A 10,552-nucleotide genomic window follows, 5' to 3' on the forward strand; every position below is an offset into this window, starting at 1 on the left:
GGTGGCACCCCGGCCGCCCCAGAGCGCGTCTCTCTGGAGCGAGGCCTGGAAGCGCTTCAAGCGCCACCGGCTGGCCTACTGGAGCCTGTGGCTGCTGGGCGCACTGGTGGCCGCCGTGCTGCTCGGCCCGCTGTTCTACAAGGTGGGCATCAACGAGGTCGACTTCAGCTCGAAGTTGGCATCGCCGTCTTGGCAGCACCCGATGGGCACCGACGACCTGGGCCGCGACATCCTGGCGCGTGTGCTGTACGGTGGCCGCATCTCGCTGGCGGTGGGCCTGGCGGCCATGCTGATGGCGGTGACGGTGGGCGTGTTCATCGGTGCGGTGGCCGGCATGGCGCGTGGCTGGGTGGATGCGGCGCTGATGTGGGTGACGGATCTCTTCCTCAGCCTGCCGCAGCTGCCGCTGCTGCTGCTGCTGATCTTCCTGTTCCGCGAGCCGCTGAAGGCGGCCTTCGGCCTGGAGATCGGCATCTTCATCCTGATCGTGGTGGTGATCGGCGGCTTCCGCTGGATGCCCGTGGCACGGCTGGTGCGGGCGCAGTTCTTCAGCCTGCGCGAGAAGGAATTCGTCGAAGCGGCGCGCGCGCTCGGCGCGAGCACGCCCCGCCAGGTGGTGCGCCACATCCTGCCCAACAGCCTGGGGCCGGTGATCGTGGCGGGCACCATCGACATCGCCGCGGCCATCATCGCCGAGAGCACGCTCAGCTTCCTGGGCCTGGGCTTCCCGCCCGACGTGCCGACCTGGGGCCGCATCCTGTATGACGGGCGTGACTACATGGATCTCGCCATGCACTGGGCGCTGTTCCCCGGCATCGCCATCTTCCTCACCGTGCTGACCATCAACTTCATCGGCGACGGGCTGCGCGACGCGCTTGACCCCAGAAGAGTCCTCTGATGCCACTGCTCGACATCCGCGGGCTCAAGACCCATTTCAAGACCGACGACGGCTGGCTGCATGCGGTCGACGGCGTCGACCTCGCCATCGATGCCGGCGAGACGGTGTGCGTGGTCGGCGAATCCGGCTGCGGCAAGAGCGTCACCGCCAAGACGGTGATGAAGCTCATCGACATGCCGCCGGGCAAGATCGTCGCCGGCCAGGTGCTGTGGCAGGGGCGCGACCTGGTGCCGCTGGGCCCCGAGGAGATGCAGAAGATCCGCGCCAAGGAGATCGCCATCGTCTTCCAGGAGCCGATGACCAGCCTGAACCCGGTGTACACCGTGGGCGCGCAGATCGCCGAATCCATCCGCCTGCACGAAGGCCTGAGCAAGCGCGACGCGCTCGACCGTGCGGTGGAGATGCTCAAGCTGGTGAATATCCCCACGCCCGAGCGCCGGGTGAAGGACTACCCGCACCAGTTCTCGGGCGGCATGCGCCAGCGGGTGATGATCGCCATCGCCCTGGCCTGCAACCCCAAGCTGCTGATCGCCGACGAGCCCACCACCGCACTCGACGTGACCATCCAGGCCCAGATCCTGGACCTGATGGTCGAGCTGAAGGAGCGCATGGGCATGGCCATCATGCTGATCACCCATGCCATGGGCGTGGTGGCCGAGACGGCCCAGCGTGTGGTGGTGATGTACGCCGGCAAGGTGGTGGAAGAGGCCAGCGTCGAGGACCTGTTCGCCCGCCCGCGCCACCCCTACACCCAGGGCCTGATCCGCAGCATCCCGCGCATCGACACCGCCGCCACCCACAAGGTGCGGCTGGAGGCCATCGGCGGCACCGTGCCCAAGCTGATCGACCCGGCCGAGGGCTGCCGCTTTGCCGACCGCTGCAAGCATGCGATGCCGGCCTGCCGCACCGCCACGCCACCGCTGGTGGAAGCCAAGCCCGGCCACAAGGTGGCCTGCATCCTGGAAGCGGCGCTGGCATGAGCAGCACTCCACTCCTGAAGGTCGAGAACCTCGTCAAGCACTTCCCGATCAAGGGCGGCATCCTCGGCCGCACCGTCGACAAGGTGCATGCGGTCGATGGCGTCAGCTTCGAGCTGCAGGCCGGCGAGACGCTGGGCGTGGTGGGCGAATCCGGCTGCGGCAAGAGCACCACCGGCCGCTGCATCCTGCGCCTGATCGAGCCGACATCGGGCACGGTGTGGTTCGAAGGCAAGAACGTCACCGCCATGGGCACGACCGAGCTGCGGTCGATGGCGCGCGACATGCAGATCATCTTCCAGGATCCGTATGCCAGCCTGAACCCGCGCATGACGGTGCAGGCCATCATCGGCGAGGCGCTGACCATCCACAAGCTCACGCCCGACCCGGCGGCCTACGAGGCCCGCATCGTCGAGCTGCTGCAGACGGTGGGCCTGTCGGCCGACCACCTGCGGCGTTATCCGCATGAGTTCTCGGGCGGCCAGCGCCAGCGCATCGGCATCGCCCGGGCGCTGGCGGTCAACCCCAAGCTGATCGTCTGCGACGAGGCGGTGAGCGCGCTGGATGTGTCGATCCAGGCCCAGGTGATCAACCTGCTGGAAGACCTGCAGAGCCAGTTCGGCCTGACCTACCTGTTCATCGCCCACGACCTGAGCGTGGTCGAGCACATCAGCGACCGGGTGGCGGTGATGTACCTGGGCCGCATCGTCGAGATCGCGGCGTCGAAGGACCTGTACACCCGGCCACAGCACCCCTACACCGAGGCGCTGCTGTCGGCCGTGCCCATCCCCGACCCGCAGGTCAAGCGCACGCGCATCCGGCTGCAGGGCGACGTGCCCAACCCGATCAAGCCGCCGCCGGGCTGCCATTTCCACACCCGCTGCAGCATCGCGCAGAAGGGGCTGTGCGATGTGCAGTCACCGGTGTTGAAGCCCGCCGGCGCCGACGGCCACATGGTGGCCTGCCACCTGCGGCCGGGCTGATCAGCGCAGCAGCTGCTCCACCTCGTCCATCACCCGGTTCATCGACTGCACCAGCACCCGGTAGGGCGCTGGACTGGTGAGGTCGAGGCCGGCGCGCTGCAGCAGCGCATGCGGTGGCATGGACCCGCCCGCCTTCAGCACGCCCAGGTAGGCCTCGCGCGCGCCCGGTTCGCCAGCCAGGATGCGTTCGCCGAAGAACTGCGCCGCCGTGGCGCTGGTGGCATAGGCGTACACATAGAACGGCCGGTGGAAGTGCGGGATGTAGGCCCACTCGGCGCAGACCACCGGGTCGATGGTCATCACGCCCGCATCGGCGCCGTGGTACTTGCGCAGCAGGCCGCAGTACATCTCGGTGAACTTCTTGCCCGACAGCGCCTCGCCGCGCTGCTGCGCATCGTGCGCGGCCAGCTCGAACTCGGCAAACATGGTCTGGCGGAAGAACGAGGCACGCAGCCGCTCCAGCATCTGGGTGAGCACGAAGATGCGCTCCTCGGGCGTGGCCGCGGCCTTGCGCATGTGGTCGGTCAGCAGCACCTCGTTGGTGGTCGACGCGATCTCGGCCAGGAACAGCGGGTAGCCCGCCGTCTCCGGCGGCTGGTTGCGCTGCGACAGCACGTTGTGCATGCCGTGGCCCCACTCGTGCGCGAAGGTGACCAGGCTCTCGAAGTTGTCGGTGTGGTTCAGGAAGATGAACGGCGGCTGGCCGTACACGCCCGTGGCAAACGCCCCGCTGCGCTTGCCCGGCGCCGGCCGCACGTGCATGGTGCGGGCCTGCAGGGCCAGCTGCAGCTCGGCCTGGTAGTCGTCACCCAGGGGCCGCATGGCGGCCAGCGTCAGGGCGGATGCCACGTCGACCGGGTAGGTCTGGCTGGTCGTCACCAGGTCCGGGTAGATGTCGTGGTAGTGCAGGTCGGGCAGCTTCAGCATGCGCTGGCGCAGCTTGAAGTAGCGGTGCAGCGACGGCAGGGCGTTGTTGACCTCGGCCACCAGGGTGCGCAGCACCGCCTCGGGCACCTCCGTCGCCGACAGTGACGCCGCTGCCGCGCTGGGGTACTGCCGCAGCCGCGCGTGGATGACGCCCTGCTGCACCCGCTGCGCGAGCAGCGCGCCCAGCGTGTTCTCGAAGCGGCCGTAGCTGCCCCAGAAGGCGTCGAAGCCCTGCTTGCGCACGGCGCGGTCGGGGTGGCGGCGCAGTGCGTCGTAGCCGGTGTCGTTGACGGTGACCGGCTTGCCGTCCACCGTGAGCACCGGCCAGGTGATGTCGGCGTGGATCAGCAGCTCCCGGGTGCTGGAGAAGCTGCCCAGCACCGGGTTGTAGGCTGCCAGTGCGGCCTCCACGTCGGGCGACAGGGTGTGCGGCGCCTGGCGCAACGCATCGCGGATGCGCTTGGCATGCGGCTTCAGGCCCGGTTCGGCCGCCTGGAAGGCGGCCAGCTTCTCGGCGCCGATGGCCTGCAGCTCCGGGTCGACCCAGGCCAGGCCGCTGGCGTAGCGGCCGTAGAGGCTGCCCACCAGGCTGGTGCGCTCCTGGTTGCGGCGGTTGCCGTTGTCGGTGCTGACCTGCGTGCTGGCATAGACCCACAGCCGCCTCAGGCGCTGGTCGGCCGCCGAGATGCGGTCGAGTGCCGTGCGCAGGCTGGCGGCGTCGCGGCCCAGCGTGCCGCGCAGGGCCACGAGCGGCGGCAGCCCGTCGGCGAAGGCCTGGCGCTCGGCATCCCAGGCGGCTTCATTGGGGAACAGGCGCGTCAGGTCCCAGACCAGGCGGGCATCGGCGCTGCCGGGCGGCGGCGTCTGGGCCGGGGCGGTGGTCGCGGCCAGGGCCAGGACGGCCGCGGCAAACAGGTGGGAGACAGGCTTGTGGCGCATGGCGGGCGGCTCGGTCGAGCGACTGGAGGGTGGGCGTGCAGGCCGGGGGTGTGACGCTGCGCGGGCAGTTTAGGCGGGCGGGCCGGCCACCAGCGACATGGTGAACCCGCTGACACAGCCGGCAAAATGGCCCGATGGCGAAAGACTTCGACACCATGGAAGACAGCAACCGCAGCGCCAATCTGCCGTTGCAGGCGGTCTCCGATCCGACGCGCCGGGTGTGGCTGCAGGGCGGGCTGGGCGCTGCGCTGGCCGCCGCCTTCGGGCCGCTGGCGGCGGGTCTGTCGGGCTGCGCCACGCCGGCCGGCACGGGGCCGAAGCTGGGCTTCACCGCGGTGCCGCCCTCCCGCGCCGACACCGTGGTGGTGCCGCCCGGCTACACCGTCCAGGTCATCGCGCCCTGGGGTGATCCGGTGGGCATCGCCGGCGCCATGCCGGCCTGGCGGCCGGATGCGTCCAACAGCGCGGCCGACCAGGCGGTGCAGCTGGGCATGCACCATGACGGCCTGCACTTCTATCCGCTGGGCAGCGGCGCCGACGGAAGCCGCCGCGGCCTGCTGGTGATGAACCACGAGTACACCGACGATGGCCTGCTGCACCCCGGCGGCCTGGCCGACTGGTCGGCCGAGAAGGTGCGCAAGGCGCAGGCCGCGCATGGCGTGTCGGTGATCGAGGTGGCGCAGGGGCCGGATGGCTGGCAGCTGGTGCGGCCGTCGCGCCATGCGCGGCGCTTCACCGCCAGTTCGCCGTTCGCCGTCGGCGGGCCGGCCGCCGGCCACCCGCTGATGCGCACCGCCGCCGACCCCGCCGGCCGCACCGTGCTGGGCACGCTGAACAACTGCGCCGCGGGCATGACGCCCTGGGGCACCTACCTGTCGGGCGAGGAGAACTGGGCCGGCTACTTCAACGGCCCCGCGCAGCCCGACGCCCACCAGGCCCGCTGGGGCATCCGCCCCACCGACTTCTACCGCTGGCACCAGCACGACGAGCGCTTCGACACCACCAGGCACCCGAACGAGCCCAACCGCTTCGGCTGGGTGGTCGAGATCGATCCGATGGACCCGGCCAGCACGCCGGTCAAGCGCACCGCGCTGGGCCGCGCCGCGCACGAAGGCGCCTGGGTGGCCACCACCCGCGATGGCCGCGCGGTGGTCTACAGCGGCGAGGACGCCCGCTTCGAGTACATCTACAAGTTCGTCAGCCGCGACCGCATCGCCCCCGGCGGTGCCAAGGCGAACGCCACGCTGCTGGACCACGGCACGCTGTATGTGGCCCGCTTCGATGCCGACGGCACGGGCCGCTGGCTGCCGCTGGTGCACGGCCAGGGCCCGCTGACCGCCGCCAACGGCTTGGCCGACCAGGGCGAGGTGGTGATCAAGGCCCGCCAGGCCAGCGACCTGCTGGGCGCCACCAAGATGGACCGGCCCGAGTGGCTGGCCATCGACCCCCGCACCCGCGAGGTGTTCTGCACCCTCACCAACAACAGCAGCCGCGGCGCGGCGGGGCGCCCCGGGCCGGATGCCGCCAACCCGCGCGCCAACAACGTGATGGGCCAGGTCATCCGCTGGGTCGATGAGGGCGATTTCGACGGCACCACGCTGCGCTGGAACCACCTGGTGCTGGCGGGCGACCCAACGCAGGCGCGTGCCGAGGCGCAGGGCACTGTGCGCGGCGACTTCTTCGCCTGCCCCGACGGCCTGGCCTTCGACCAGCGCGGCGTGCTGTGGATCCAGACCGACATGTCGTCGTCGGTGATGCACCAGGGCGAGATGGCGCGCTTCGGCAACAACCAGATGCTGGCCTGCGACACCGCCAGCGGCGAGATCCGCCGCTTCCTCACCGGCCCGGTGGGCTGCGAGATCACCGGCTGCGCCTTCACGCCCGACGGCCGCACCATGTTCATCAATGTGCAGCATCCCGGTGAATCGCCCAGCGAGCGCAGCAAGGCCGACGAACCCACCCGTTTCTCCACCTGGCCCGAGGGCCCGGGCGCGGCGCGGCCCCGCTCGGCCACGGTGGCGATCCGCAAGGCCGACGGCGGCCTGATCGGCACCTGAGGCACGGCCGCCGATGCGCATCGCCGACATCCAGCAGCGCCTGCAGGCCCTGGGCGCCAAGCCGGTGCACCTGCAGCGGGTGCTGCGCCATTGGACGCATGCGCTGCCGCACAGCCGCAACAAGCGCCAGCCCGAGCACTGGCTGCCCAAGGCGGTGCTGGACGACCTGCCCGCGCTGGATGCCGATCTGACCGGCTTGGCGCGGCTGGTGAGCCGCCACCCGGCCGAGGATGGCTCCGAGCGCCTGCTGCTGGCCCTGGCCGACGGGCAGACGGTGGAGGCGGTGCTGCTGCAGCCGGGGCGCACGCCGGGCCTGTGCGTCAGCAGCCAGGTGGGCTGCGCGGTGGGCTGCCAGTTCTGCATGACCGGCGTGGGCGGCCTGCTGCGCCAGCTGGGCAGCGCCGAGATCGTGGCCCAGGTGGCGCTGGCGCGGCAGCTGCGGCCGGTGGCCAAGGTGGTGTTCATGGGCATGGGCGAGCCGGCGCACAACCTGGACAACGTGTTGGAGGCCATCCAGCTGCTGGGCACGGTGGGCCAGATCGGCCACAAGAACCTGGTGTTCTCCACCGTGGGCGACCCGCGGGCCTTCAGTGCGCTGGCGGGCCTGTCCAAAGGCGAGGTGCGGCCGGCGCTTGCGCTGTCGCTGCACACCAGCGATGCGGCGCTGCGTGAGCGCCTGCTGCCGCGCGCGCCCAGGCTCACGCCCGACGAACTGGTGGACCAGGCCGATGCCTACGCCCGCGCCACCGGCTACCCGGTGCAGTACCAGTGGACGCTGCTGGACGGCGTGAACGACAGCGACGACGAACTGGCCGGCATCGAACGCCTGCTGGCCGGCCGCTTCGGCGTGCTGAACCTGATCCCGTGGAACACCGTGGACGGCATGCCGTTCCAGCGCCCCAGCTGGGAGCGCGCGGCCGCCATGGCGCGGCACCTGCACCGCCGCGGCATCCTCACCAAGCTGCGGCATTCGGCCGGCCAGGATGTGGAGGGTGGCTGCGGCCAGCTGCGTGCGCGGGCCGCGGCCGATGGCACGGCCGTGGTGGCCGCTCCGGCCAGCCGCCGCACCCCGTCGGTCACGCCGCCTGCAGAAACCCCAGCAGCAGGCGGTTGACGGCCTCGGCCTGCTCCTGCTGCACCCAGTGGCCGGCGCCGGGCAGCAGGTGGCAGCCGCGCAGGTCGGCACAGGCGCCGGCCTGCATCGCCGCGAAGGCACCGGGCCGCTGGTGGATGCCCCAGTCGGCCGCGCCGGCGATGTAGAGCGCGGGCACGGTGATGGCGCGGCCGGCCATCAGCTGCAGCTCGGCCTGGCCGGCGGGATCGGTGCTGTTGCGGTACCAGTTCAGGCCGCCCTGGAAGCCGGTGCGGGCGTACTCGGCCACGTAGACCGCCAGCGCGTCATCGGGCAGCCAGTGGCAGGCGGCGATCTGGTCGGCCGTGGGCAGGTGCGGCGCCACCGTCGACGGCATCGTCTCGGCCGCGTCCATCACGTAATAGGTGGGCAGCATGGCCAGGGCCTCGGCCGTCCAGCCGGGCAGGGGCTGCGGCTGGTTGCCGGGCCAATCGGCGCTCTTGTGGTGGTAGTAGGCGCGCAGGAAGGCGTGCAGGCCCTGCGGCGGGTGGTCCATCTCGGCGGCGGTGGTCGGCCGGCTGTAGTACCACTGGTAGTGCAGCCGCGGGCGCGGCAGCGCGGCCAGCGCGGCATGCACATCGGGCACCGGGCGCGGCGGGTGGTTCAGCGTGTCGAACGGCAGGCCGGGCGGGCCGCCGAACGGCGCGCTCATCAGCACCACCTTCGGGAACACATCGGGCCGCAGCAGCGCGCACCAGGCCGCCAGCGGCGAGCCGAAATCATGGCCCACCACTGCATGCACCCGGCGGTGGCCCAGGGCCAGCACCAGGGCCAGCATGTCGCGCACCAGGCTGAACCAGCGGTAGGGCGCCACCGGCGCATCGGCGCCCGGCGCCCAGCCGGTGCTGCGGCCGTAGCCCCGCAGGTCGGGCGCGATGGCATGGAAGCCGGCAGCAGCCAGCGCCGGCAGCTGGTGGCGCCAGCTGTAGGCCAGCTCGGGAAAGCCGTGCAGCAGCAGCACCACCGGCCGGCCCGGTACGTCGTGGCCCGCTTCCAGCAGGTGCAGGCGCAGGCCGTTGATGCCGGGAACGAAGCAGCTGCGCACGCCGGGCGGCAGCAGGTGGGCGGACAGCGGGTCCGGCAGGTCGGTGGGCATGGGCGGTCTCCAGGGTGCCAGATTGTGTTGGCCGCCGCGCCTAGCATCCGTCACCCAACCGACTGGAGCCCCCCATGCCGCTGACCACTGCCGAAGAGGCGCTGATCGCCCAGGCCGCCACGCTGGCGCACCACCGCATCACCCCGCTGGCGCCCACCTGGGAGCGCGAACGCCGCATCGGCCGCGAGGTGCTGGACGCCGCGGTGGCCCTGGGCCTGACCCGGCTGCAGCTGCCGGCCAGCCACGGCGGGCTGGACTTCAGCTTCCAGTGCAAGGCGCGGGTGGCCGAGGTGCTGGCCGGCGGCGACTTCGGCTTCTGCATGTCCTGGGTCAACACCGCCAACGTGGCGGCGCTGCTGGCGCGCAAGGCGCAGCCGGCGGTGGCTGCACGGTATGTCGACGACCTGGTGGCCGGCCGCCGCCTGGGCTGCACCGCGCTGACCGAGCCCGGCGCCGGCTCGGACTTCGCCGCCATCACCACCACCGCCACCCGCCTGCCGGCCACCGCTGGCGGTGGCTGGCGCATCGACGGCGCCAAGGCCTGGATCACCAACGCCGCCGAGGCCGACGTGGTGGTGCTCTATGCGCAGACCGAGCCCGGCAGCGGCGGCAGCGGCATCGCCGGCTTCGTGGTCGATGGCCGGCGTGCCGGCTTTGTCCGGGAACCCGGCTATGCGCTGGGCGGCCAGCACACCATCGGCACCGGCGGCTTCCGGCTGGACGGCTACACGGCCAGCGATGACGAGCTGCTGCACCCGCCAGGACAGGCGTTCAAGGCGGCGCTGGGCTCGATCAACGGCGCGCGCACCTACATCGCCGCGATGTGCTGCGGCATGGTGGGCGAGGCGCTGCGGGTCGCACAGGCCCACGGCGCGCAGCGCCACAGCTTCGGCGTGCCGCTGCAGCAGCACCAGGGCTGGCGCTGGCGCCTGGCCGAGGCCGCCAGCGAGCTGGCCGCCTGCCGGGCGATGGTGGCCCAGGCGGCCGAAGCCATCGACGCTGGCGCCGACGCCCAGCTGCTGGCCGCCCAGGCCAAGCTGCTGGCCACCCGCATGGCCGACCGGCAGATCGCCGCGCTGGCCCAGGCCATCGGCGCCGAAGGCCTGCGCGAGCACCACCCCTTCGCCCGCCATGCCGCCGGCGCGCGGGTGGCCAACTTCGTCGATGGCTCGACCGAGATGCTGCTGGAACGCATCGCCGCGGTGATGGCGCGCAGCGCCGCCGCTGGCTGAGGCGGCACGGCCGACGCGGCCGTGGGGACCGACACCACGACGGCCACGGGATTACCCGGATTTGCAATCGATTGCATCATCGCCATCATCCGCGCGTCCTGATCCTGGTCGCGGCCCGTGCCGCGCCGCCCCCGTCCGCCATGAACTACGCCGAGCAACAGCGCCAGATCCACAAGCACCCCACCGGTCTGATCGTGGTGGTCGTGGGTCACGTGGTCCTGGGTTATGCCCTGGTCAACGGGTTGGGCCACAAGATCGTCGAGGTGATCAAGGCCCCGATCGAGACGAAGATCATCGAGGAGGTCAAGCCG

General features: G+C 71.5%; 8 protein-coding genes. 6 read left to right on the top strand and 2 right to left on the bottom strand.

The window, feature by feature from the left end; all coding sequences use genetic code 11:
* Nucleotide 1 precedes the first annotated feature (1 nt).
* From FFT10_RS17990 to FFT10_RS18000, 3 genes are read left to right on the top strand one after another with little or no spacing between them, the layout of a single operon-like run.
* Complete coding sequence (locus FFT10_RS17990; protein ID WP_228027167.1) at nucleotides 2-898, top strand: ABC transporter permease; 897 nt, start codon at nucleotides 2-4, stop codon at nucleotides 896-898.
* Nucleotides 898-1,878, top strand: coding sequence for an ABC transporter ATP-binding protein (locus FFT10_RS17995; RefSeq protein ID WP_137734235.1), 981 nt, complete (start codon nucleotides 898-900; stop codon nucleotides 1,876-1,878). Before FFT10_RS17990 ends, FFT10_RS17995 begins: the two co-directional genes overlap by 1 nt.
* Nucleotides 1,875-2,858, top strand: a complete 984-nt coding sequence (locus FFT10_RS18000; RefSeq protein ID WP_137734236.1) for an ABC transporter ATP-binding protein — start codon at nucleotides 1,875-1,877, stop codon at nucleotides 2,856-2,858. Before FFT10_RS17995 ends, FFT10_RS18000 begins: the two co-directional genes overlap by 4 nt.
* Here FFT10_RS18000 and FFT10_RS18005 read toward each other — a convergent pair whose 3' ends face one another.
* Nucleotides 2,859-4,724: a M3 family oligoendopeptidase gene (locus FFT10_RS18005; protein WP_137734237.1), complete on the bottom strand. Its 1,866-nt coding sequence runs from the start codon at nucleotides 4,722-4,724 to the stop codon at nucleotides 2,859-2,861.
* Between the two features lie 134 nt (nucleotides 4,725-4,858).
* Between FFT10_RS18005 and FFT10_RS18010 the strand changes: the two genes are divergently transcribed.
* Nucleotides 4,859-6,781: a PhoX family protein gene (locus FFT10_RS18010; protein ID WP_137734238.1), complete on the top strand. Its 1,923-nt coding sequence runs from the start codon at nucleotides 4,859-4,861 to the stop codon at nucleotides 6,779-6,781.
* A 13-nt stretch (nucleotides 6,782-6,794) separates the two neighbouring features.
* Complete coding sequence (locus FFT10_RS18015) at nucleotides 6,795-7,895, top strand: RNA methyltransferase (protein ID WP_137734239.1); 1,101 nt, start codon at nucleotides 6,795-6,797, stop codon at nucleotides 7,893-7,895.
* Here FFT10_RS18015 and FFT10_RS18020 read toward each other — a convergent pair.
* Nucleotides 7,858-9,009, bottom strand: a complete 1,152-nt coding sequence (locus FFT10_RS18020) for an alpha/beta fold hydrolase (RefSeq protein ID WP_137734240.1) — start codon at nucleotides 9,007-9,009, stop codon at nucleotides 7,858-7,860. The two genes, FFT10_RS18015 and FFT10_RS18020, sit on opposite strands and share 38 nt — an antisense overlap.
* Before the next feature lie 74 nt (nucleotides 9,010-9,083).
* On the opposite strand from FFT10_RS18020, the gene FFT10_RS18025 reads away from it, so the two are divergent.
* On the top strand, nucleotides 9,084-10,241 hold the full coding sequence (locus FFT10_RS18025) for an acyl-CoA dehydrogenase family protein (protein WP_137734241.1): 1,158 nt from the start codon (nucleotides 9,084-9,086) through the stop codon (nucleotides 10,239-10,241).
* Nucleotides 10,242-10,552 lie beyond the last annotated feature (311 nt).

Source organism: Pseudaquabacterium pictum, assembly GCF_005403045.1.
GTDB classification, from domain to species: domain Bacteria; phylum Pseudomonadota; class Gammaproteobacteria; order Burkholderiales; family Burkholderiaceae_C; genus Pseudaquabacterium; species Pseudaquabacterium pictum.